Source organism: Nonomuraea pusilla, assembly GCF_900109355.1.
GTDB classification, from domain to species: Bacteria; Actinomycetota; Actinomycetes; order Streptosporangiales; family Streptosporangiaceae; genus Nonomuraea; species Nonomuraea pusilla.
The window spans coordinates 234447-261258 of sequence record NZ_FOBF01000001.1 but is presented as its reverse complement, the minus strand read 5'-3'; the positions used below and the strand labels follow the sequence as shown (position 1 = coordinate 261258).

General features: G+C 64.8%; 7 protein-coding genes and 1 pseudogene. All 8 read left to right on the top strand.

Going from position 1 to position 26812, the window contains the following annotated elements:
- Positions 1 to 6: 6 nt before the first annotated feature.
- The 8 genes and pseudogenes from BMX74_RS01060 (at position 7) to BMX74_RS01020 (ending at position 26792) form a co-directional block, all read left to right on the top strand.
- Entirely contained in the window at positions 7 to 480 is a 474-nt protein-coding gene (locus BMX74_RS01060; protein ID WP_091097583.1) for an NUDIX hydrolase, read from the top strand.
- A 761-nt stretch (positions 481 to 1241) separates the two neighbouring features.
- Positions 1242 to 2351 carry a serine/threonine protein kinase gene (locus BMX74_RS01055; RefSeq protein ID WP_177227138.1) on the top strand — a complete coding sequence of 370 codons (1110 nt, stop codon included), beginning with the start codon at positions 1242 to 1244 and terminating at the stop codon, positions 2349 to 2351.
- 110 nt (positions 2352 to 2461) lie between these two features.
- Positions 2462 to 5467: a helicase-related protein gene (locus BMX74_RS01050; protein ID WP_091098035.1), complete on the top strand. Its 3006-nt coding sequence runs from the start codon at positions 2462 to 2464 to the stop codon at positions 5465 to 5467.
- Between the two features lie 7 nt (positions 5468 to 5474).
- Positions 5475 to 10379 (top strand): DNA methyltransferase family protein, encoded by a 4905-nt coding sequence (locus tag BMX74_RS01045; RefSeq protein WP_091097578.1) that lies wholly within the window; start codon positions 5475 to 5477, stop codon positions 10377 to 10379.
- Entirely contained in the window at positions 10376 to 16978 is a 6603-nt protein-coding gene (locus BMX74_RS01040) for a DEAD/DEAH box helicase (RefSeq protein ID WP_091097575.1), read from the top strand. Before BMX74_RS01045 ends, BMX74_RS01040 begins: the two co-directional genes overlap by 4 nt.
- Positions 16971 to 19130 (top strand): UvrD-helicase domain-containing protein, encoded by a 2160-nt coding sequence (locus BMX74_RS01035; protein WP_091097572.1) that lies wholly within the window; start codon positions 16971 to 16973, stop codon positions 19128 to 19130. Before BMX74_RS01040 ends, BMX74_RS01035 begins: the two co-directional genes overlap by 8 nt.
- 889 nt (positions 19131 to 20019) lie before the next feature.
- Positions 20020 to 20789, top strand: a pseudogene (locus BMX74_RS01030) (transposase family protein).
- A gap of 357 nt (positions 20790 to 21146) precedes the next feature.
- A complete protein-coding gene (locus BMX74_RS01020; RefSeq protein ID WP_091097568.1) occupies positions 21147 to 26792 on the top strand; it encodes a LamG-like jellyroll fold domain-containing protein in 5646 nt (1881 codons plus the stop codon).
- Positions 26793 to 26812: the final 20 nt, after the last annotated feature.

The window sequence follows — 26812 nt, the reverse complement described above, 5'->3', positions numbered from 1 at the left end:
GCCCTCGTGAGCCGCCGGATCGACTTCTACAACGACCCCGACGCCCCAGCCCCGAACAGCCTCGTCCCCTCCGTCAATGTGGCGGTCACCAACGAGGCCGGCGAACTACTGCTGATCCGCCGCACCGACAACGGCAACTGGGCCCTCCCCGGCGGCGCCATCGACCTCGGCGAGTCGATCCCAGCCGCCGCCATCCGAGAGACCTTGGAGGAGACCGGGGTCCTCTGCGAGATCACCGGCATCGTGGGCACGTACAGCGACCCGAACCACGTCATCCTCTACACCAGCAACGGCGAGGTCCGACAGGAGTTCTCCCTCGTCCTGAAGGCCCGAGCCGTATCCGGCGACCCGACCCCCAGCTCAGAGTCCAGCCAAGTCCGCTGGGTCGCGCAGCCAGAAGTACAGGACTACGAGATGCACCCCTCCATGCGCCTGCGGATCACCCACTACCTAGAGGGCCAGGACCCATACATCGGCTGAGCCAGCCAACAGCTGACAGACGGCCCTGGACACAGCCGCAACCACCAAGATCAGCCATAGCCATAGCCGTGCCGATGAGAACTTTCTCTACGTCTTCAAGGCAGCCCGCCTGCGGCGGCCTGCTGGGCGTCGGGCGGTCGCTGGCCGCGCTGCGGCTCTCCGGCCGGTCGCGGCCAGCGCCGCCACGCCCTAAATGTCCTCATCGGAGCCGCGCGGCCGTATGGCGGCGATATCTAGGACAAGCCTGCTACAAGGGGCCTCGCCTACGACAGACGCTCCTCCTCGCACAATCACCTGCGTGATGCCCTCATCCAGGTCATCGACGACGTTGGCGAGACGAGACACCGGCGATACGTCGCCTCGTAGACAACCCACGCTTAACCAGCGGGTCACGTTTGTCATTCGCAGTCCTCAACCGCCGGTCTCACTGAGCTCGAGCAGGTTCCACCAGCCGAGAACGCTAATAACCTGCACGAACGCAAAGTTCGACACCTCCATCGAGGCACTGTCCGATTTACTGGACATACCCTCCATCGAGGCATCAAACACGGCAATTCCGGCGTCCTTGGGTGGGCCGGGCCGATTACGCAGCAAAGTTGCGATGCCGCTGCCAACGGGATGCGCGCTCTTCAGGAGCAGAACCGTCGAGCTTGTTCGCAGAACCGATTTGCTCTCATATGATGTTCAGTACCCGGAAGGCGCGACATATCCGTACGCGGAGTGAGCAAAAGTGACTGCGGCCGAGGCGAGGGGGTACGCCAGTGGATCCTTGGCAGCCCTTGCAGGCCGAGGACCCAAGCGAATGCGGCGGATTCCAGCTCACGCACTTTCTTGGGCGGGGCGGCTTCGGGGCGGTCTTTCTGGGATTCCGGCCTGATGTTTCGGGAGCCGCGGCCGTCAAGATCTTCAAATCGGACCTCGCCACTTCCCCAACCTGGCTGGCCCGATTCCGCCGGGAGATCGAAGCTATCCGGGACATGGGCGGCGTACACACCGCCGCGCTGCTGGACGCTGGCGCAAACGACGATCCCCCGTGGGTCGCCACCCGTTACGTCCAGGTACCCTCGCTGTACACGTTGATCCGCAGCTGCGGTCCGATCGATTCGATCGGCGGATGGTGGCTGGCCGCGGGGCTCGCCGAGGCGCTGACCGAGATCCACGCGAAGGGCATCGTCCACCGCGACCTGAAGCCGCAGAACATCCTCATCGGGCCGGAGGGCCTGCGCGTCATCGACTTCGGCATCTCCCGCTATCTGGGGGAGACCGGCGTCACGACGGCAGGCACACCCTTCTTCGGCTCCCGGCAGTTCGCCGCCGTGGAGCAGCTGATCGACCCCCGTGATTCCGACGAGCGGACGGATGTCTTTGCGCTGGGTGGTGTCCTGGTGTATGCGCTCACGGGCCGTCCGCCGTTCGTCGATGTGACGGACGGCCAGCGCCGTCAGGGATGGTCACCCGATCTGGACCTGATGCCGGACGAGATTTACGAGATCACCGAGGCATGTCTCGCGTTCAATCCGGAGAACAGGATCCGCTGCTCCGCAGTGCTCACGGAGGCGGTGGACCGGCTCACAGATTTCGCCGTCCCGCTGGTTGCCGAGACAGGACCACCTCTGCCCACCGCCCATCGTGGCCTCATAGACCTGTGGGCCTCCGCGGCGCTGCCCAATCCTTTCGGGTTGCCGACAAGCGGCGGGGTGTGGCTGGATACGAGTGGTACGTCTGGCCCGGACGGTGGAGTTCTTGTCTCCAGTGGCTCTGGTACGGGTTCCGGCTCTGGCGGGGGGCGAGACCGGCAGAGCTACGACAGCGACTGGCTGCAGCAATGGCATGGTACGGCGAAGCGCCGCCGGGACCAGTACGGAGGCTGAGCAGCCTTGGATCGGTCGCGAAGTTAGGGGTGGAAATCATTAAGGGTCGAAGGCCAGGTGAATCGATGGATAACGGTACGGCCATGGGCGGACAGCGGTTCGCTTCAGGGATGACCGTGCTGGTCCGTGGCGAGGAATGGCTGGTCACCGAGGCCCACGAGCTGCCCGGACCAGAGGACGCCGCTCCGGTGACCCGCCTGGTCGTGACTGGAACCTCCCCGCTCGTCCGCGACCAGACCGCGATCTTCTTCCATGCGGAAGGACTCGACAGGATCAAGCCGCTCCTTCCCGAGCACACCTACCTCGTCAAGGATTCCACGGAGGGCTTCCGCCGTTCTCGTCTGTTCATCGAGGCACTGCTGCGCAAGACGCCGCTCCCGCAGGGAGAACAGAGGCTGGCCACTGTCGGTTCCCACCTGGTAGACGACCTGCTCTACCAGCGGGAGCCATCGAAACGCGCCTTCGCCAACCTGCGTCCTCGCCTCCTCATTGCAGACGCGGTCGGGCTCGGCAAGACCCTGGAGATCGGTCTGCTCCTCTCCGAGCTGATCCGCCGCGGCCGCGGAGATCGAATCCTAGTGGTGACCCCGCGGCACATCCTGGAGCAGTTCCAACACGAGCTGTGGACGCGCTTCGCGATCCCGCTGGTCGCGCTGGACTCAACGGGGATCGCGCGGATGCAACAGCGCCTGCCCGCCGGCCGCAACCCCTTCGACTACTACAAGCGGGTCATCGCCTCGATTGACACGCTCAAGAGTGCCCGCTACCGCGAGCAGTTGCGCGGAGTGGAGTGGGACGCCGTCGTCATGGACGAGTCGCACAAGCTGATCAGCAAGACCTCACGGAATAACCAGCTCGCCCGGGTGCTCGCCCCGACCACACACGCGTTCATCTTGGCCTCGGCCACCCCGCACAACGGTGACGACGAATCCTTCAACGAGCTCATCAGTCTGATCGACCCTACGGCGATAGTGGACGTTAAGCAGCGCGCGACACGTGAGCAGCTCGAGCATCTCTACGTCCGCCGGCACAAGATGAGCCCGGACGTCGCGGCACAGATCGGCGCGGAGTGGGCGAAACGCGCCCAACCGAAGTTCGTGGACTGCCCGGCGACCAAGGCAGAGGAAGCGGTCCTCGATGAGCTGTACGAAACCTGGATCAGACCCCCGGATGGGCGGACCGCTCCACTCACCGGGCAGGGCAGCCAGCTCTTCCCGATCACGCTGCTCAAGGCGTTCCTCTCCTCGCACACGGCACTGCTCGCGACCATCGACGAGCGGATCAACGAAGTCGGGAAACGGATCAAGAAGGACCCAGGGCGCACCGGCCAGTACCTCCTCGAACGTGAGGCACTCGAAAGACTACAGACCCTTGCCGAGGTGGTCAGATCCGAGGCGGCAGCGGAGGGCAGTCCCGATCCCGCGAAGCTGACCGCGCTGGTGAAGGAGCTGAAGGAGATCAGAGTCGGCCCGAAGTCGCCGACGCGGGTAGTGATCTTTTCCGAGCGGAAGGCCACCATCGACTGGCTGTACGAGGTGCTGCCCGGCAGGCTGGACTTTGAGCAGCCTGTCGCGGTGGGCAAGGAGAAGGGTGTCACCGGCCCGATCCGCATCCTGCACGGCGGACAGTCCGACGACGCCCAGCAACGCATTGTGAAGGACTTCGCCTTGGAGGACAGTGATGTGCGCGTCCTGCTAACCAGCGACATCGCTGCCGAGGGCGTGAACCTGCACCGCCAGTGCCACAACCTTGTGCACTACGACATCCCGTGGTCGCTGATCACGATCGAGCAACGCAACGGTAGGATTGACCGGTACGGCCAGCGGGCCTCACCGCAGATCAGGGTGTTGATCCACCGGTCGGCCGATCCGGCACATGATGCCGACGAGACCGTCTCGAAGGCGCTGGCGAGGAAAGAGGACGCCGCGCACCGCACGCTCGGTGAGGCCGGTGCTCTAATGGGCTTCCGCGACGAGGAGCGCGAGGCCGAGAGCATCGAGAAGGCCTATCTCGCCGGTCGGGACATCGATGAGGTCGTGCCCGACAAGCCGGACGACGAAGACGACATCTTCCTCGCCGCGGCTCGGTCCGTCGCGGCGGACGCCGGCGTTGCGAGGTCACGGTCCGAGGACGAGGTGCTGCGGCAGTCACGGCTTTTCCCCTCTATGAAGGAATTCGTGAAGGACGCCTTCACAGAGGCGTACGGTGATCCGTCCGCGGCCATCGGGCTGACCTGGTTAGAACCCGCCGACTACCCAGATACCTTTGAGTTCGAGCTGAATCGGGACACCGGCCGGTTGTCCGATTTGCAGCGCCGCCTTAGCGCGCTGCCCCAGTCGTATCTCGACGAGCGCCAGGTGCTCATGAAGATGACGTTGACGTTCTCCGCAGACGTCGCTCGGCGGCGGCTGGAACTCGCCCGGAAGAACAGCGGTGAGAAGCCCAAGCGCAAAGGTGCGGCGACCAAGGAGCAGAAGGCGCAGGAGTCTGGCTGGCCGGACATCTCCTATCTCACCGATCAACACCCCGTAATCGAGTGGCTCGTCGACAAAGTGCTCGCGAGCAACGCGGCGGAGAACGCCGGGACTCACAGGCTGACCGCGCCGGTCATCGCGGCCCACGTCCCCGAGCCGGTCTTCCTAGTCAACGGCCGCTACTCCAACCGGCAGGGTAAGCCGACCGTCATGGCATGGATGGCGTTCCGGGCACTGCCGACCGGGTTCGCCCTTGATCCCCGTGAGTTCGTCCAGGTGCTGCACGACGCGCACGTCAACGGTGAGATGCATCTGCGCGACGTGGGTGATCTCACCGCGCTCCAGGCCCGGGTGCCCGCCGCGATCGAAGCCGCCCGGGCTGAGATGCGCCGGCGGCGCGCCGCCGAAGAAGACCGGTTAATGGCGCCTCTGCAGGAGTACGCGGAACGGCTTGCGGTGTGGGAGAAGGAGAACGCGGTGCGGTTCGAGCAGTTAACGCTCATCGGGGTTCGCGCAAGGGCTGAGAAGCGGGTCAGGAAGACCGCGACGGCACTCAAGGAACTGATCGAGGAGCTTGCCACCGACGGTGAGCCGATGCTCCGGCTGATCGCCGTACTCGTCCCCGTTCAGAAGGGGGAGTAGAAGCGCCATGACGTTCAAGTCGATCGTCAACCAGGGCGAGTACATCTCCTCGCACTACCTGGCTGCCCTACTCAAGAACGACCTGGAAGGTCTTCGCAAGCGCTGGCGCCAAGCCGAGAAGACCGGGGCAGAGAATTCGGCTGTAGGCCCGTTCAGCTCAGCGCAGGGGCTCAAAGGGTTCGGCAAGCGGTTTTTCGAGCACCGTACCCGAATCACCGAGCGGCTCGGAGATAATCCCGGCTTTGACGCGCTGCACGATCCGTTGGTCATCGAACAGATCCGAGAGCTGAATAACGAGATCCTCCGGGCCCTATGCTTCACCGCACCGGACGGTGACCCTGAAGGCTGGCTACGCCGAACGGACCTGGACCTCGTCTTCCTCGATCAGCAGCGTCAGGTGCCGGTAGCGCTAGCAGTGGCCGGCCCGTCCGGGCTTGAACTCATCGCGCTCGACGCCACCTGGGCCACCGACCCGGAGGGGATCCTCGACAAGGACGGCGGATGCCGCCTTCTCACCCCCATCCGGCTTGACGGCAGCGAGGAGATCGACCACGCGGGCAAGGCCGTCGAGTTCCTCTTCGGCTGCGAGGAAGCACCCCGCTATGTGCTGCTGCTCGCGGGCAACGTCGTCCTTCTCGCCGACAGTAAGGCCTGGCCGGGTGGATACTTGGCGGTCGACCTGAGCCAAGCGCTGCACGCCAAGGACGACACGCCGGGCGGGGAGCTGGAGACAGTTGCCGCGTTGTTCGGCGCGGAGTCCCTGATCACTCATGACGGGCAGAGCGCCCTCGCCGACCTGGTGGGCAATGGGCGCAAGCACGCGGTCAGCGTCTCCAAGGAACTGCGCGAAGCGCTGCGCCAATCGGTGGAGCTGATCGCGCAGGAGATCCTCGACCGGGTCCGTGAGCAGGAGGCCGACCATGAGGACCTCGGTGACGATCTTGCCCGGCGGCTCACCGAGCAGTCACTGCGGTATCTCTACCGGATCCTCTTCCTGTTGTACGCCGAGGCCCGGCCGGAGCTCGGCATCCTGCCAGGCAAGAGCGAGGCGTACAAGGAGGGGTATGGCCTTGCGCGGCTCGGCGAGACCGTCAGCTACGACCTGCCCGAAGAGGCAGAACACGGGCTCTACCTCCACGACTCTCTGGCGCTGCTCTTCTCCCTCGTCGACCAGGGGTACCAGCCGCCCACTATGCCGGGGCCAGTCCTCGACGAGGATGGTAACCAGATCCCCCTCGGCCGCGAGGGAATCCGCTTCGAGGCGTTGAAATCGACCCTGTTCGATCCTGGCAGCACACCGCTCATTGGAGACCGTGTCCGGGTCGGCGAGAAGGTGGTGGACACCCGGCTTCGGAACAAGTGCCTGTGGCGGGTGCTCAACATGCTCATGCTCAGCCCGGAGTCCCGACGGGGCAGGAAGAACGGCCAGCGCGGGTTCATCTCCTACGCACAGCTCGGCATCAATCAGCTCGGCGCCGTCTATGAAGGGCTGATGTCCTACACGGGGTTTTTTGCTCCCGAGGACGTGAACGAGGTCGCCCAGACGGTGAAAATCGCGGGCCGCACCGGAGCCGAAGACGAGAAAGAGAAACCCGACCCGTCGAAGGGCACCTGGATCGTCCCGATCGGGGAGTCGAGCCGGTACGCCAAGTACATCGTCAAGCGCCCCGACCCAGTCACCGGTGAGCCGAAACCGATCGTCCACGACAAAGGCTCGTTCGTCTACCGGCTCTCCGGCCGGGAGCGGCAGCGCTCGGCCTCCTACTACACCCCCGAGGTACTCACCGAGTGCACCGTGCGGCACGCTCTGGAGGAACTGCTCACCGAGGCAACCGATCCGCGAGACATCCTCGACATCACCATCTGCGAGCCGGCGCTGGGTTCAGGAGCGTTTCTCAATGAGGTCATCAACCAGCTGGCCGACCGCTACATGCGGCTCGCGCAAAACAGGCAGGGCGTCAAGCTGCTGCCCGAGGAACTGGAGCGGGAGAAGCAGAAGGTCAAGGCCTATATCGCGCTGCACAACTGCTATGGTGTCGACCTCAACGCCACCGCCGTCGAGCTCGCCGAGGTCTCGATCTGGCTCAACGTTATGCATCAGGGCCTCGAAGCGCCCTGGTTCGGGCTGCATCTGCGGCGCGGCAACTCACTGATCGGCGCCCGCCGGGCCGTCTACCACATTGACCAGCTCAAGACCGGCACCTGGCGGACGACCCCGCCCCTCGACCGGGCGCTGACCTGCGACCTAACCGACGAGGACGACCCCAACCAGGTGATCGACCGGCTCAACGAGGGTGAGGTCCACCACTTCCTGCTGCCGTCCGAGGGCTGGGCCGCGATCGTCGACGCGAACCAGGCCAAGGAGCTCGCCTCGGACGAGCGGGACCAGCTCAGGGAGTGGCGGAGATCGATCCGGCCCTCAATCAGCGACGCAGCGACACAGAAGCGGCTGATCGCGCTGGCCCAGCGTGTGGAGCGGCTCTGGGAGCTGACCCGCAAGCGTATCGCCGCCTCGGAGGATGAGATCCGGCGGCGGATCCCCATTTGGGGGCTCAGACCCGAGGACCGCCCTTTACCCGCACCGGCCTCCGGGACGGTGACCCGCGACGAGGTCGTCAGGGCGCTGTACGAGGACTGGGAGTCGCCGTACAACCGTCTGAAGACCGTGATGGACGCCTGGTGCGCCCTCTGGTTCTGGCCAGTCGGCCAGGACCTCGACGTCGCGCCGCCGACGCTCGGCCAGTGGCTCGACTTCTGCGAAGCCGTCCTCGGCATCCAGCCGGAGAAGGCGAAGCCGCGCGGGAAGAAGGGCAACGCGCACATCGACGACGTCTACGGGCTGTTCACTCCGGCCCCTGGGTTCGCCTCCCGAGCAGAGGAGGACGCTCAGGACCGGTTCATCGCCCGATGCAAGCCCATCGCGGAGATCGCCGTTGACGAACGGTTCGCATGGTGGGCGGTTCTAAACGAGATAGCCAAGCGGGAGGGCTTCTTTCACTGGGAGCTCGAGTTTGCCCAGGTCTTCGCTAAGGGCGGCTTCCACCTCCAAGTGGGAAATCCCCCATGGAGAAGGCCGGAGTGGACTGAACCGCAGTTCCTGGCGGAATATGAACCACGAGCCTCGCTGGAAATGTCTAAAGGATCGTCAGACTTTCTCTCACTGCGAAGAATGTTGCTCGCTACCCCAAATATCAGAAGAGAATTCTTGATGGACCTGGGAAGCAATGAGGCGACCAGAAGGTTTATTAACGATAAGTGCTTGTGGCCAGACCTGGAAGAGGACCAGGCCAATCTATATCTTTCCTTTATTGAGCTTACTAGACGAAATTCCATACAGTCGGGAATCGTTGCACTTATTCACCAGGATGGCCACATAGAAGGGGTTTCCGGGTCAACCTATAGAGAGCTTTGCTATCGGCGGCTGCGGAGGCACTTCGCCTTTGTAAACCAGGCGTACCTGTTTGAGGACCTTGGGAATACAGAAGAATTCTCGGTCAATATTTACGGGAGTCCGAGGGCCATTAGTTTTGTGCATGTCTCGGGAATTCATTTAGCACAGACGCTGGATGGATCGTTCAGTAGTGACGAAGGGGGGGATCTTCCTGGGGTTAAACTCCTCAATGGAAATTGGGATCGCAGGCCTCACCCAGAGCGACGAGTTACCGTGAGTGGCCATGTCCTCTCCGTCTGGAGCAGATTCCTAGGATTGGATTGGCGGAAAACAAGTCCAGGACTGTTGCGCCCCATATCGACCTTCGATGCAAGAATGATTGAGGAGATTACCTCTCATTCGAGACGATGTGGAGATCTTGGCCTTTCAGCCAGTAGCGGATTCACTGAGACCTCCGCCAAAGCGAAGGGGTACATTAGAAAGCGGACTCATCGTCCAAGATCTTTGAGGGATGTTATATTTCAGTCCCCATTCATTGGAATCGCTAACCCCTTCGCAAAGGAGCCAGGTCCGCTCGGAAAGAATCATCGCGACTACATCAAAGTCGACGCGAGCAAAATCGAGCAAGACTTCACTCCTCGAACCAACTTCGAATTGCTGGATCGTTCCGCTGCGCGCAAAAGCCATGCAGCAGAGGGGCGGTCTGACATGTGGTACGCATGGCGTGTTTTGATACGAGAATTCGTTGACGTGAACATGGAAAGGACTCTTTCTCCCGCACTCTTGCCTCCGAACGTGAGCCATGTTCACATGTGTCGTTCTCTTGCAGCATCAACCGATGATGATAGCGTTCTCCTTGCTGGCCTACTCTCGTCGATGCCTTACGACTTTATGCTCCGAGTATCCGGCGTCGAACATATTACTAAAGCAGAAATTGATAGACTTCCCTTGCCTGTTGACTTGAGGCTAATTCGTCCACTGAAGCTTAGGGTGATGCGTCTTAACTGCCTCACCGCGGACTATTCCCCCTTGTGGGAAATGTTATTCGATCCTGCATGGACGAAGGATTCTTGGACACAGGAAGATCCATTTGAGGTTGCACTCGGAGATGTTAGCGGCTCCTGGACTGGAGACACTCCTCTTCGAGTCGATTTTCATCGTCGATTGGCGTGCCTGGAGATTGACGTTATCGTCTCAATGATGCTTCGTATTAAGATAGAAGATCTATGTACGATGTATCGGACTCAATTTGGGCTCATGCGGCGATACGAACAAGGTCTTCTCTTCGGTGACGATGGTCATGCGGTCGCTGCCGAAGCTGCCCCCAGCGGGGCGGCGCAGACCGCAGCGGAGGGAGAAGTAGCAAAGAAGTGGAGGGCCTTCAAGCTTGGTGAGTCCGAATCCCCCGTGATTCCAAACGGGTGGGTCGTGCCTGACAGGGAGAAGGAGATGACTCGGGCGTACGAGGAGTTCCAGCGCCGTCTGGAGGCGGGCGAGTATCCCGAGGTGACCGAGCCATGATCCCCTCACTCGCCGTCGAGGACCTCAAGAAGAGCCTCATCCAGTACCTCACCACCTCATTCGCGCTCGCCGACGACGATGTCCGCACCGAGCTGGAACGGTTCCTCAATGACGAGAAGAACGGTGTATTTCGTGGGCCGTACTTGAGGGTACGGGCTGGGTTCAGGCGCGCCACGGGCGCTTATGCAAAGGCCCTCGACTGGTGCCCGGAAGATTTCGCGCCGTTTCTGCACCAGGAGCGTGCATGGATGCGGCTCTCTTCCAAGGGCCAGGTGCCCAGGCCGACGATCGTAACAACCGGAACCGGGTCCGGTAAGACCGAGTCGTTTCTCATCCCGATCATGGACCACTGCGTGCGCGTGCGCGACCGGAAGGGCCTCAAGGCCCTGCTGCTCTACCCGATGAACGCGCTCGCCGACGACCAAGCCCGCCGGATCAGCGACCTGCTCAACCGCGACGCCCGACTCGCCGAGGTGACCGCTGGCATCTACATCGGCGGCAGCCCCAGCGGACGAGATAAGCAGGGCGGCAACGACTCCGGTGATGAGAACCCTGGCGAGTTCGCTCGGGACTATGGGTCGTCGAACCTCCCTGACCACGAATCGGTCCGGTTGCTGCGCGACCGGGAGGAAATCCGCGCCAACCCACCGGACATCCTGCTCACCAACTACAAGATGCTGGACCTACTCCTGCAGCGAGTTCCGGACCTCGGCCTGTGGCGAAACCACACACTTCAGTACGTCGTGCTCGACGAATTCCACACCTACGACGGCGCCCAGGGAACCGACGTGGCGATGCTGCTGCGCCGCCTGGGCGCGGCGACCGGAATGAACGAACCGGGCCGACCCCTGGGTCGGATCACGCCGGTGGCCACCTCCGCGACGCTCGCCAGTGAGCACGCGGCGGACGTCGGTTTCGCCGAGCAGGCGGCCGAGAGTGACCAGGACAAGCTGCTGAGGTTCGCGACGAGCGTGTTCGGGACGCCGTTCGGCGAGGACTCGCTGATCGGCGAAGAGCGGCTGACCCCGGCGGAATTCTGCCCCGACATCGACTTCGAGCTCCCGTTCCCTACGCCGGACGAACTGGCGAGAGTCTCCGACCCGCTCGGCAGCGATCGGGACCTGGACGAGATTGCCATGCTGACGGTCGGAGTCGGTACCGGCGATCCGGTGGAGCTGGGTAACAGGCTCCGCAGCCACATCCTGGTGAAGGCGCTGTTGGAGTCGGCGTCCGACGCCCCGATGACCATTGAGCAGATAGCCAGGCCGTTCGCGGTGCACGGCGGGGGGCCGGCGTGGGCGGCACGGCGCGACGGGATGCCCAAGCCGTCCTTCGGCCCTGCGCTGTTGCGCCTCCTCGCTCTGGTTTCAAAGGCGCAGAAGCCCGACGGCTCGCCGCTGCTGAAGGTGGAGGCTCAGCTCTGGGTACGCGAGATCACCCGAGTGATTCGCGCGGCGACCCCCGAGGCCCACTTCCGCTGGTTCGACGATGACGGTCCGACCGGTGACAGCAAACCCAACCGGCTAAACCTCGCGGTCTACCAGTTGCGCGAGCGTGACGCCGCAGCGGAGGACAGCGACGCCGATACCGACATTGAGGCTCTTCCCCCCGCTCCACTCCGCTGCCACCTCCCGGCCGTGTACTGCCGCAACTGCGGGAGGTCTGGATGGGCTGCGCTCTCTAAGGACGCGGCCATGGACTGGCAGGAGCTCAAGACCCGGCCGCTGGAGATCTACCGGGCGGCGGCTCGGCGCGAGGGCAAGGTGCGGTGGATGCTCCGCGCCTCCGTGCATGAGCCGCACGTCCTCCACCTCGACGCCGAGGGCTGTCGATTAGAACGCAACCCGAACAGCCGGACCGTTCCGGTCATCACCGGGGAGGGACCGATCAAGAAGGGCGGGGACACCTGCCCGTCCTGTGGCCTCGACGACGGGATGCGCTTTTTGGGCGCTGGCACGGCGACACTCGCGTCGGTGACGACCACGCAGCTCTTCTCCGAGCGACACCTGGGAGGAGAGGAACGCAAGCTCCTGGCTTTCACCGACTCGGTGCAGGATGCCACCCACCGGGCTGGGTTCATCGCGCACCGGTCATTCTCGTTCACCTTCCGCGGGCTGCTGACCGCCGCTCTTTCGGCCTCGGGGACGACTGCCGTACACGAGTTGGCGCTGGACGCGGCCGAGTCCGTGGTGAAGGAGCACGCGAACGTCGGCATGACCGAACGGCTCGCCTCGCTGATCCCGCCGGACCTGCGGCGACTGCCCGAGATGTTCCGGTTGCTGGAGGGGGAGCCGGTGCAGGCGGCGATGGACATGCTCCAGGATCGGCTTATCTTCGCCACCCAGCTGGAGTTTGGTCTGCGCTCACGGCTCGGCCGCACGCTGGAGTTGACCCGTACGGCGGCAGTCGGAGTCGACATTCCAGACCTAGACGCGCTGGGCGCGCTGCTGCGAGAGGCGCACGGCCATATCCCGGGCAGGGTGACGCTGCAGGACGATCCGGAGGCCTATGTCATTTACGCGCGTGGTCTGCTGGAACGGCTTCGGCTTAGGGGCGGGCTCTACCATCCGTGGCTGCGCAGGTACATCGAGCAGTCCGGGACGCGGCGGTGGCCGATCTGGGGCGGTCGGGAGACGGGCATGCCCGCCTTCCCTCGGGGGGTCGCCGCGCCCCTCTTCTTCGTCGACGGAGGACATGGCGCCACCGGGTTCGACTCACTTGCTAAGCGGCAGACCGCCACCTGGCTGACCGACTGGGCGCAGCGGACGGTCGCGGGTAGTGCCGAGGAGGCGGCTCAGCTGAATCGGCGGGCGCTGCGCATCCTCGCGTTGCAGGACATCGTCGACGAGTACCGGACCGAGAACGGCGGGACCGTGTACGCGCTGGCCCCTCGGCGGGTCCTGGTGCACCCGCTGGTCGGCGCGGACGCTGACGAGGTGGTCGCCGAGTGCGGGGTGCGCTGCCGAACGTGCACTTGGCAGCAGACCATCCCTCCTGGCAAATCGGACGCCTGGGTGGGCATGCCGTGCCTGCGGTTCCACTGTGACGGTCGATTCGAAGCCGACCCGCGGCCCGAGGCGCGTGACGACTTCTATCGCCGGCTATACCACCGCGACCGTCCGGGCAACGTATTCACCGCAGAGCACACGGGGGCGCTGTCGCGGCGGGACCGTGAGCGGGTCGAGAAGGCGTTCAAGGACCGGCCCCACCCGTACGACCCGAATGTGCTGGCCTGTACGCCCACGCTGGAGTTGGGCATCGACATCGGCGAGCTGTCGGCGGTGCTGCTCACTTCGGTGCCGCCCGGCCCGGCGCAGTACGCCCAGCGGATCGGCCGCGCCGGCCGTGCCACTGGCAACGCACTGGTGACCACGTTCGTGCCGCGCGATGCGCGCAACCATTACTATCTGCACCGGCCGACGGCGATGCTGGCCGGGCGGATCGTCCCTCCGGCCTGCTACCTGGACGCCGTCGAGATCCTGCAGCGGCACTACTTCGCCTATCTCTTCGACCGTGCCGCCGACGGCTCACTGTGGCAAGGTACCTCAATGCCCTCCCGGCCGCGGCCTCGATGGATCGGTGAGCTGTTCCAAGCCGGCCTAGACGACGCGGACGGGTGGCTACGCCGCCTGCTGGAGGTGTCGGTCGCGCGGCACGAGGAGCTGTCCACCGCGTTCATCGCGCTCTTCCCCGAGATGGACGCGGCATTCCTCCGCCGGTTCCCGGACAAGACCGCCGAGGACGGGGCCGCGCGGCAGGCGGTGCGCCGTTTCGCCGCTGGGGGCATTCACACCGAGGTGGGCAAGGCCGTCCAGGCATGGCGGCGGCGGCGTGCAGAACTGCAGCAGCGCCTGGCGGCCATCAACAAGGCATTCGATGCCATCCCGATGCACACCACCGAGCACGACAGGCAGGAGGACAGGCGGGCGCTGTTTGCCGAACTGCGTGCGGTACGCCGGCGTCTGGACGACCTAGTGAAGGAGGACTCCCTCAACGCTCTCGTCCGGCTGGGCCTGCTGCCCAACTACACACTGCACGACGACGCAGGCTGGCTGGAGGCGTCGCTGTGGTGGCGAGATTCCGACGGCGAGTACCAGGAGGAGAAGGCCGAGTACGGCCGGGCGCCCAGATACGCGCTGACGGAGTTCGCGCCCGGCAACACCTTCTATGCTGCCGGGTCCAAGTACATCGTGGACGTACTGGACATCGGGACCGCGAGTTATGAGGCTTACACGACGTGGCGGTTCTGCCGCGGCTGCGGATACGTGCAGCCCGACGCGGAGCAGGCCGTCATCGACCGGTGCCCGCGCTGCGGTGACGGCGGGATCTCCGATCCGGCGGCCTCCGGGCTGAAAGTCCTGCGCCCGGAGCGGACCTACGCCCGGGAGCGACGAGAGGACGCCCGTGTCACAGACGAGCGCGACGAACGCGAACGGCAACATTATGAGGAGTTCACACTCGTCGACATTGACCCGGCGCAGCCGCAGGGATCGCGCGCATGGAAGGCGGGCCGGTTCTTCGGCGTGGAATTCGCCCGGGAGGCGGTGATCCGGCGGATTAACTTCGGCCCCCGCGGGGTGGCCGGAGCGGACTTCACCGTCGCAGGTGAGCAGGTCACCACCCCTGGGTTCCAGGCCTGCCAGGACTGTGGCGCCGTGCAAGGCGTCCATCCCGCCGCGTACGACCGGGAGGCGCAGCGGATCGGCACGCGGCACTCCCGCTGGTGCCTGCAGCGAGACAAGGGAGTACTCAAGGAGCGACCCATCAGGCTCATGACTGGGTATGAGCTGCGGACGCAGGCGCTCCGGGTGCTCCTACCGTTCTCCACCACGCTGGTGCCTAGACGACTGGTGTCCTTCAGAGCCGCACTGTTGCTGGGTGTCACCAAGCACTTCGGCGGAGAACCGGACCACCTCGACGTGGTTGTGGCGACTATGCCGGGTGAGGACCGGGACGTGCCGCGTCGGTTCCTGGTGCTGCACGACATCATGCCCGGCGGCACCGGTTACGTGGAGCACCTGGCCGACGAGGACACGATGCACCGGGTACTGTCCCTCTCCCTGGCTCACATGCGCGCCTGCCTGTGTGGCAAGGAGGACAGGCAGCCCTGCCACCGGTGCCTGCTGCCGTTCGTTCGGCCGGACGAGTACGAACTGGTCTCCAAGGACACGGCGATCGAGCTCCTGTCCGATCTCGTCGAAGAGTGGGACGTCGAGCCGGTCGACACGCTGGCTGACATCTCGCTCGATGCACTGGCTGACAGCGAGCTGGAGCGGTTGTTCGTCGAGACCCTGCGGTCCAAGGCGGACAAGGCGCAGGAGGACAAGGCCGAGCGGGACCGGTTCTCCCTTGTCCCCAGGGCAGGGTCACGTGGCGTCGAATTCGAGCTGAAACTCAAACCGCGGCACGGTGAGGCGGTCCGCTGGCGAATGCGTGACCACGTCGTCGAGCATGCCGCAGTACGCAGTGAGCCCGACTACGTGTTCGAGACCGAGAATGGACCGAAGGTGGCGGTCTTCCTCGACGGGTTCGATTACCACGCGAGCCGGAAGAACAACGAAATCGCCGTCGACGCGGCGAAGAGGTCGTCTCTCCGAGACGGAGGGACCTGGGTCTGGCAACTCACCTGGGATGACGTCAAGGCCTGGGCGAAGGCCGTCGGCGAGGGGGTCCATGTCCGCGCGGAGCGGCCAGTGCTCCTGACGAGTCAGGGGCTCGACAACGCCCTCGCGCAGTATCAGAAGCTGAGCCAGAAAGACGAGTCTTCCTCAGGCCAACTGGACGACGCCCTGCTCAATCCCGTGGAATCGCTCCTGGCTTTCTTGGAGAACCCCGAACCGGAGCAGTGGGCGAACCGCGCGATCGCGCTGCTGAGTGGGCTGATCGGGAGCGGGAAGGTCACCTTGTCGTCCAGGAAGGAGATCGGAGCACACCTTCCCGACCTGCTCTCCGGGCAGAAGAACGCGCCTGGGGCCTCGGGCACGGATGACGTCGTTGTGCTGGAGGCCGCGACTCCCACCGGCTGCCGTATCATCGGCTTCCGCGACGACAGACCCAGCTCCTCGGGCAGAAAGGACCCGCGGGCATGGTCGGTGTTCACCTGCCTGGACGATCGACCGGAGGCGCTCGGTGAGCACGACCATCGCGCCCGCTGGGCCGAATGGCTCGCCTGGTCCAACCTGCTCCAGTTCCTCACGGGCCCGCGCCGCTACTTCGAGCAGACCGCACTATCCCAGACCGGGATGCTCGACCGGCACCGGGTGCCGCTGCTCTCCGCGGTCGTGGCAGAGGACGACGTGCAGAAACTACCACCGGCCTGGGCCGATGTGGCGGAGCTTGCCTCGTCGGTACTGGAAGGAATGCTCCGTGCTCTCGCCTATGCACAGGCGCCGCTGCCGCAGGTGGGGTACGAGCTTGGTGATGAGGCATTCCTGGCCGAGCTTGCCTGGCCCGACAGGCGCATCGCCGTCGTGGTGGACATTGATCCAGAAAGGGACGAAGCTTACGGCCTTGCGGGGTGGCGGGTCCACCACGTGGAGCCCGATCGTGTCCCTGACCCTGCCAATCTCATCGAAGAACTGAGGAGCCTCGGTGGCTAAGGCCAATGTCCTGTTCGCGGACAGTTTTGAGAAGGCATACCAGGGTCTGGACGCGACGATCCAGCGGAGAGTCATCGATTTCATGCTGAAGCTCCGCAAGGATCCCGACGGCAACGGCCTGAACCTCAAACAGCCGCAGGGCGCGTTGAGCAAGGAGATCTGGACGGCTCGGGTCAACGACAACTTCCGGGCCGTGTTGTTCCGCCCTACCGCCGACACGTTCTACTTGGTGACGATCAGACCCCACGACGACGCGTACACCTACGCAGCCCGTATCGTCTGGGACATCAACAAGGTCACCGGTGGCGTGGACTTTTGGGACCACGGAGCCATCCGGGAGATTCTGGTCCGCAGTGGCGACACCGACCCCGGAATCACGACCAAGGGTTACTTCGACGCGATCTCAGATGCGGACTTCGGAAAGCTCGGCGTCAATGCCTCGCTCGTCCCAGTGCTCCGTGAGATCCGCAGCGAGGACGCGCTACTCGGCATCACCGAGACCATTCCCAAACTCGCCGCGCAGGTGGTGCTGGCGCTCGCCGATGGCCACACCGTCGATCAGGTCTGGGAGGACATCGTCGCGGGATCGAAAGCCGAGGATGAGATCGATCCGGAGGACTACAGCGCCGCCGCGGAACGGCCCGCGACTCGCGAGACATTTGCCATCGTTACCGATGACACCGAAGAACTGGAGCGGATGCTGCTCAAGCCGATGTCGGAGTGGCGGGTCTACCTCCACCCTGAACAACGGAAGATCGCCTACCGGGCGAAGCCTTACAACGGCCCAGTCAAGGTCACGGGTGGCCCTGGCACAGGAAAAACCGTCGTCGCGCTGCACAGGGTCAAGGCGCTAGCCGATCGGATCCCGGCCAGCACGGGGAAGAGGATCCTGCTGACAACCTACACGAACGCCCTTTCCGACCTGCTCGGGCGGCTCCTCGACGACCTCGGAGGGCCGGAGCTGACCGGCAAGGTCGAGGTCCTCAACATCGACAAGGTTGTACGCGATGTGCTGCGTCGGGACTCGGAATCCCAGTGGGCGGGAGTTGAAGTCCTCGGTGACGCCGCCATCGCCGTCCGGTGGGACGACGTTGTGGCCACCTCCGGTCAGACGAGCTTCGACCGGCTTTTCCTCATCAGTGAGTGGGAACAGGTCATTCTCGCTCAGAACATCCGTACCCGTGACGAGTACTTTGCGGCGCGCCGATCCGGACGCGGACGGCGGCTCACTCGTGCCGAGCGTCTCCAGGTGTGGAAGCTCGTGCAGGAGTTCGAGCGCCGTCTGGACCGGGACAAGGCCATCGGATTCAAACAGGCCGCGGTCAAGGCCAGCGACGTCGCCGCAACCTGGAGCGAGGCGGACCGGCCGTACCGGCATGTCGTCATCGACGAAGCCCAGGACCTGCACGCCGCACATTGGAAGCTGCTCCGTGCCCTCGTCCCCGCCGGCCCCGACGACATGTTCCTCGTCGGTGACACCTTCCAGCGGATCTACGACAACCGGGTGACACTCGGCAAGCTCGGCATCGACGTCCGCGGCGGTCGTTCCAAACGGCTCACTCTAAACTACCGCACCACCCGGCAGATTCTCGCCGATGCTCTGAAACTCTCCGGCGACGAGCTCCCCGATGACCTCGACGAGGGTTCGGCGACCCTAAAGGGGTATCGATCAGTGCTTCAGGGCGGGAAACCGGACATCAAGGGATATCCATCCACGGCCGCCGAACTGGCCGGGCTGAGAGAAAGAGTCCGTTCCTGGCATGACCGTGGGATCCCACTTGAGGAAATCGCGGTCTTCGCCCGGACGGGTGCGGCGGCGTTGGCCGCAGCCGATGCGCTCAGCGCCGCTGGAATCACCGCCACGCTCGTGAAGTCCGGGCAGAAGCCGGCCTCGGCCGCAAGCGTCCAGACCATGACCATGCATCGTGCCAAGGGACTAGAGTTCCGTGCTGTGGCCATTATCGGCGCCGATGCTGTGCATGTCCCGCTTGGTATCGCGGTCACAGCAGAGACGGTCGACCACCTCGACCGCAGGCGCGATCTACAGAGGGAACGGTCGCTGCTGTTCGTCGCTGCCACTCGCGCTCGAGAAGCGCTCTCCATCACCTGGGCGGGTCAACCGAGTCCATTTCTTGAAGGGCTGCTGGCGTAAATGATGGATGGGGGAAGAAGGCGTATTACCGGCCTTCCCCCTTCTCTGAGCTATACAACTCTCTGAGGACCGCGCCTCGTCCTAAGGATCGAAGTCGAGATCCAATTGTTCATCAGCTAAGCCTTCGAGGTTGCTTTTATGACTTCAACCTCCTTGGGGAAGCGCTCTGGCTGAGATGATACGACGCGATAGTCCCCACACGCCTACACGCCTACACATCCGCGACGCCTTCCATACGCGCCTGTCCATGGTCTCGATCAGCCGAGCAGGGTGATTGCTCCGCCTGAAAGGCGGAAGATCAGGCTGTGCGTGCCAGTGAGAGCGACAAGGCATCACGACGGTGGATCTGACCGTCCACGGTTCTCAGGGGATATTCCACCGGGCACGATAGCTGCGGACGTATTGAATGCCGATGTTGTGGAGGGGATGGCGGGTCAGGCGGCGAAGTTTCTCTCCGTTGGCGGCGTTGATCACTGCCGCGGGGCTTCCGTTCCTCGGGCCTGGCGGCCCTGCGGTACGGGTCCCCTTGCCATCGGATGACGTTGTGGTGCTGTCCCGCTCGGGCTAGGGATATACAGGGGATGATCTTCGCCGACACGGGTCGCCTGTAGAACGTTCACCCAGGTCAACATGCCTGTGGGGTCGCAGAAGCGCACGCTCTCCTAATGTGGGCGCCTGTACGCGAGTAGTGCTGTGCAGTCCTCCACCGACGCGACCGGGGGCCGGGGCCGCGTGCTATTACAGCATCACTTGAGGCTCATTCATCTCCCTGACGGCAGAGCGCTGGTCACAGCGTGATCGCGAGCTTGGCGATCGCCTGACGACGCAAGAAACCCCTGGTAGATGGATTGATCACCACATCCAGATCCGTCACAACCAGGCGCCTCGGATGCTGTTCTATCGTGCTGTGTCGATTTGTCGCGTTAAACGCTGGACTACGTCGCCGGAGTGATCCGCCGGCACCGTAAGGCGATCAAGTCGGCCTGGCGGCTGCTCAACCCGGGACAGCAGGCCCTGCTGGTGTTGGTCCACCTGCGCAAGGGTGAGACGTTCACCGAGCTCGGGGCCGGGTTCGGTGTCTCCACCGCGACCGCCTGGCGGTATGTGGAAGAGACCGTGATGTTGCTGTCGGCGCGTTCGCCCAAGCTCGGGCAGGCGCTGCGCGAGGCCCGCCGGGACGGACTGCACTACCTGGTGCTGGACGGCACTCTGATCCGCACCGACCGGATCGCCGCCGACCGTCCGTACTTCTCCGGCAAGCACCGCGTCCACGGGATGAACGTCCAGGTCATCGCCTCACCGGATGGGGCGATCCTGTGGACGTCGGGGGCGCTGCCGGGCAGGACGCACGATCTCAGCGCTGCCCGGATCTGGGGCGTCCTGAGGGAACTGGAACCGGCCGGGATCATCGTCTTGGCGGACAAGGGCTACCAGGGCGCCGGTGGTCCGGTCATCACCCCCTACAAGGGCAGAGATAAGCCCGCCTCCCAGAAGCAGGCCAACCGCTCACACGCCCGCCTTCGCCGTCCAGGCGAACGCGCCAACGCCCAGCTCAAGACCTGGCGCATCCTGCGGAAGCTCCGCTGCTGCCCACGCAAGACCGGCCACCTCTGCAAGGCCATCGCTCTTCTGCAGAACTACGAAGTCGCCCAAGGATGAAAAGAGATCACTGACCGCCTGTCGCCGTCTGGCCCGCGACTACGAACGGGACCGGAAGGCCCCGGCCATCAACCGCTGCGCCACCATCGAAGCCTGCATGGCCGCCGCCTCACCCGTAGAGGTTCCGCCCGGCGACAGGCCGAAGTCGCCGCGACCGACGAAGATCACCGATCTCAGATGCTCACCGACAGAGCTCCACAAGGCCATGAGCTGGACGAATGTGATTCGGCGGAGGGTGGGTCCACGCGATCTGTGATCACGGAGCATCCCGTTCCCGATACTGAAAACGATCTTTACTTCTAGTTTACCATCATGTGATGATCGGGGCTGTTTTGCTACTTTTTCGAAAGGTTGTGCATGAACGCACGCCGATTAGCGCCCGGCTTGTCCACCCGAACGCGCCGCCGCGGCGCCCTGATCGCGGCTCTGACACTCCCGCTCTCGCTCATGAGCGCGCCCGCGATCGCCCAGGGCCCCACGCCACCCCCGGCCACGGCATCCGAGACAACAGCCGGCACCACGGAACCAACACTCAAAGCGGCCTGGGACCAGGCGGCCAAGACCGGCAAACCCGTCGAGGTCCCCACCCACTCCACCGAGACCATGAAGGTCTGGGCCAACCCCGACGGCAAGAACATGCGAGCTGAGCTGCACACCCGGCCCGTCCAGCTCAAGAACGCGGCCAGCGGCACCTGGGAACCCATCGACACCCGCATCGTCACCCGCGACGGCAAGCTGCAGGCCACCCGGGTCAAGACCCCGCTCACCTTCGGCGGACGCGGCGCCAAGCAACTGGTGTCCGCCCCCGGAAAGCACGGCGAGATCGGTTTGGGCGTGACCCGCGCGCTCCCGGAACCCAAGGTCTCCGGCAACGCGGTCACCTATCCCGACGCCGTCGCGCCGGGCGCGGATCTGGTGGTGCTGGCGCAGGCCGACGGTTTCATCTCCCAGGTGGTCTTCCGGCAGCGGCCGGCCGGCCCGGTCACCGTACGGCTGCCGCTCACCCTGCCTGAGGGCACCACCTTCGGAAAGACATCGCAGGGGCTGCCGCAGCTCAAGGACGCCAAAGGTAAGGCCAAGGCCGCGCCGATCGTGCTGACCGCGACGGACGCCAAGGTCGAGGCCGCCCCCGACCAGGGCCGAACCCACTCGGTCAAGGCGCAGGTCGAGACCACCGGGAAGACCTCGGAGCTGGTGTTCACCCCGGACGAGAAGTTCCTGGCCGATCCTGCGGTGACCTACCCGGTGACCGTCGCCGCGTCCTCCACCTGGTTCGGCGGCGGCGCCCCCGACGACGCCTGGATCAGCAAGAACGACCCCTACAACAACAACTCCGCAGCCGGGTACCTCCGCGCGGGCACCACCTCCACCAGCGCCGACATCGCCCGTGTGTACCTCAAGTTCAACACCAGCGACCCGGTGCTGAAGGGCGCCACCGTCAACGACGCCGACCTGCGGATATGGAACTACAAGTCCGGCGGACCCAACGGACAGCTGTGCGGGGAGACCATGGGCGCGGGCATCCAGGCCGCACGCGTCACCTCCGCCTGGAACCTGAACGGCACAGTCGACAGCCTGGACTGGTACAACCAGCCCTCGAGCACGGCCCCGGAGACGGTGAACCGGGCCGGCTACAACTACGACGCCGACCCCGCGACCTGGTGCGCCAAGGACGAGGAACTCTTCTACGAGGTCACCGCCATGACCCGCGCCTGGATTCAACAGGGCGAGGCCAACCACGGGATCGTGCTGAAGGCGGCCAGCGAGACCGCCGCGATCAACTGGCGCCAGTACTACTCCAGCCAGTTCGGCGGCGGCAGCCCTTACCCCGGCTACCGTCACCCGCCCGCGCTCATCATCACTTACACCCCGGCGCCCACCCACCCCGAGGGCCACACCCTTTTGTCCGACTCGCCCATCGACATGGACACCCTGACCGACGCGGAAGCGAACGCCATGGTGACCCAGGTCTCGACCGTGTCGCCCGAGGTGCCGGCTACGACGACCGAAGAGAGCTCCGCGGTCCGAGCGGAGGCCGAGAGCCCCTTCAACGTCCTTCCGGAGGGCTCGCTGCCGCTGGATGAGGAGACCTGGGAGGACATGGATCCCACTCCCGGCCAGCCGCCTACGGTGACACAGCAGATACCGGGCAAGGATGCCACGGAGGTCAACCCGGGGACGCTCATCGCGGTCCAGTTCGACGAGCCGGTGACCGACACGCAGATCTCGGTCAAGGATTCCTCCGGGACAGCGGTGGCGGGGACGATGTCCGCGGATCCGCAGGCGACGTTGGCGACATTCACGCCGGCGCAGAGGTTGGCCGAGAACATGGCGTACACCGTGGAGGTGACCGGCGCGACCGACGTCGCCGGCAGCACCATGGCCCCCTACTCGTGGACGTTCACCACCGGTGGGGCGGACACGACAGCGCCTTCTGTCGCCGGCACCGACCCGGCCGACCAGGCGACGAACGTTCCTCTGAACACCGAGATCAAGGTGACGTTCAACGAAGCGGTGTCCGAGGTTCAGATCACGGTCAAAGACGCTTCGGACACGCCCGTGCAGGGCACCGTTGCGGGCGGTCCCTCACGATGGACGTTCAAGCCGGCCTCGCCACTCGCCGCCTCGAAGGCGCATCGGGTCGACGTGAGCGGCGCCAAGGACGCCTCTGGCAATGTCATGGCGCCCTACACCTGGTCGTTCACCACGGGCGCGGACACGCCGCCGCCGGTTCCTGGCCTGGTGGCCGCCTACGGCATGAACGAGGGCTCGGGCACGAGCGTGGCCGACTCCTCCGGGCAGAACAACCCCGGCACGGGCAGCAGCACCGCCTGGGCCAACGGCAAGTACGGCAAGGCGCTGTCGTTCGACGGCTCATCCAGCATGGTCACGGTCGCGCATGCCGCGTCGCTGCGCCTGACGACCGGGATGACGTTGTCGGCCTGGGTCAACCCCACCACGGTGACCGGCGCCGCCTGGCGCAGCGTGGTGACCAAGGAACTGAGCTCCAACGGCGCTTCCTACGCCCTCTACGCCGCCAACGGCGGCACAGTCCCGTCCGGCTGGGTGCAGACTGATCCTGACACCTCGGCGACCGCCGACGGACTCTCGCCGTTGCCGGTGAACAGCTGGAGCCACCTGGCGCTCACCTATGACGGCGCCGCGCTACGGTTGTTCGTCAACGGCCAGCAGATCAACCAGACCTCGCTGAGCGGCAGCCTCTACGACGACGGCAACCCGCTGCGGATCGGCGGCAACGTCGCCTGGAACGAGTACTTCAGCGGCCTGATCGACGAGGTGCGCATCTACAACCGCGCCCAGACCGCCGCCGAGATCCAGACCGACATGACCACTCCGATCGGCCAGGCGGCGCCGCCTGACACCCAGGCGCCGACCGCGCCCGGCTCGCTCGCCGCGACCGGCGGTTCCGGAGGCGCCCAGCTCACCTGGACGGCCTCGACCGACAACGTCGGCGTCACCGGCTACCGTATCCACCGCTTCACGACGCCGGGATTCACCCCGTCGGCCGCCAACCAGGTCGGCTCGGTCACCGCCAGCACCTTCACCGACGGAGGCCTTGCGGCGGGCACGTACTACTACCAGGTGCTGGCCACCGACGCGGCCGGCAACCTCAGCCCGTCCTCGAACGAGGTCTCGGCCGCCGTCACCGCCCCGCCGGCGACCCCGGGCCTGGTGGCCGCGTACGGCATGAACGAGGGCTCGGGCTCCATCGTCGGCGACTCCTCCGGGCAGCACAACACCGGAGCGGCCTCCGACACCACCTGGGCCAACGGCAAGCACGGCAAGGCCCTGTCCTTCAACGGCGCCTCCAGCTGGGTCACCGTCCCGCACGCCCAGTCGCTGCGCCTGGCGAACACACTGACGCTCTCGGCGTGGGTCCGGCCGGCGGCTGTGGACGCCTGGCACACGGTGCTGATGAAAGAGAACGCCTCTGGTCCCGCCTACGGGCTGTACGCGTCCTACGGTGGGGTTCCCCTGGGCTGGCTGAGTAACGCCACGACCTTCAAGTCGGTGGTCGGCGACGATCCGCTGCCGATCAACGAGTGGAGTCACCTGGCCGTCACCTACAACGGCACGATCATCACCCTGTACCTGAACGGCACTCAGATCGACCAGACCCCGATGACCGGCAACCTCGCTGACGACGGCGGTGTCCTGCGCCTCGGCGGCAACAACATCTGGCTGGACGAGTTCTACAGCGGCCTGATCGACGAGGTACGCATCTACAACCGCGTCCAGACCGCGGCCGAGATCCAGGCCGACATGAACGCCCCCATCGGCGCCGCCGCGACGAGCACGGCAACGCAGCAACAGCGTCTCAACGCCGCTACGGATCCTGCTCCCGCCATCGACAGACTGACGGTAGACGGCGGTCGCACCGTGGACGGGGCCACCCTCGCCTCCACCCTCACCCCCCGCCTGACCACCTGGCTGTCCGCCGGGCGCGAGGGCGATGCGAAGGTGGAAGTGGAGATCGCCGGCAAGCCCACCAAGTCGGCCAAGGCGGGCGAGGCGCGCACGGACCGGCGGCTGATCTGGTCGGGTGAGGTCACCGCCAAGCCCGGCGATACCCGGGTGTCCCTGCAGGTCCCCGAGGGCAAGTTGCGGGACGGCGAGAAGGCTCGATGGCGAGCCCGGATCGTCACGGATCAGCAGACCGAGGCAGGCGGATGGACGGCCTGGTCGCAGTTGGCTGTCACCACCGCGGCATCTCAGGAGCCGGCGAAAACCTCCGCGGCGATCGCCTCGGAAAGCGCGCAGGCCATGCTCGCCCCCAGCGACTTCCCCTACGATCCCATCACCTTCGCCCAGTGCTGGCAGAACATGAACCGGGCTTCCCGGGTGGGGGGATACACCAAGAACTCGTTCAACTGGTGCGGGTCCTGGTATCTCCATCAGACGCGCGAGAGGGAAAGCAAGATCTTCGGTTTCGTGGAGGTGGAGCAGAACACCGGGGTCGTCGGATATCGCTTCAGCTACGCCATTCGCACTGCCGTCGGAAACAAAGTGGCCGACAAGAAGGGCGACTCGGACACGGTCAAGGCCCAGAAGCGGGCGAACGCAGAGGTCGGCGCCAGGAATATCGAAGTCTGGGTGATCATCGACCAAGTGAAGCCCTTCGACAACCTGCCCGACTCCGCCGCCATGCATGCGAACGGGAAGCTCACCGTCGACTTCCAGATAAAAGGCGACCCTGGCGGCTCGTGCAAACCGCTGGCCGGTCATGACAACAGCGCGGTGACCCGTACCCTGCAGAACTGGAACAACTACTCACACCACTTCCGGTTCACCTCCGACAAGCTGGCGTCCACCGGCGCGAACCGAGTGTCGACCTGCACACTGATTCCCCGCCTCTACTATGAGGGATCCCTTGAGGGAGAAGAGGACGGATACATCTACAACAAGCGCGACGAGGTCGGCGTCATCAAGAAATCATTCCGATGCGACACCTCGGAACTCGTCCTCATGTATTACGGTGGGTGCATCTTCCCGGAGATCACTCCAGTGCTGGGACTGAGCACAGCCGACCGGCTCCTCTACAAAGGACGCATGATCGACAACAAGGCCAAGCTGCACGCCGTACACATCAAGGAGGCGATGACTTCCGGGAAGCGGATACCCGGCAGCCCCGACAGGATCGCACAGAATCCCCTGAGTCCGACGCCTCTCACCCGGGCCTGGCCCGGGAAGAACGCGGGCGAAGTCGAATACGAGAACCGGCAGGTCGTCAACAGGACGTGCACGGAGCGTTTCGGCCCCGGGTGGTACGAGGCCAATAAGGAACACTGTGACGAGTATCCCTTCGCCAGCACATTGGAGGGGGCGGCCAATGACGACTTCGACTTCTCGGTCAAGCTGATCCCGGAATGCGCGAACTGCGCGGCCGGTTCAACCCAGAGCATCTTCTGGATGCGGTACAGAGTGCTCCCTGGAGACACGTTCTATGTGAAGATCTATGACGGGCAGCCACCCGCCCAGTAAGCGCTGAGCCGGTGGGCGTT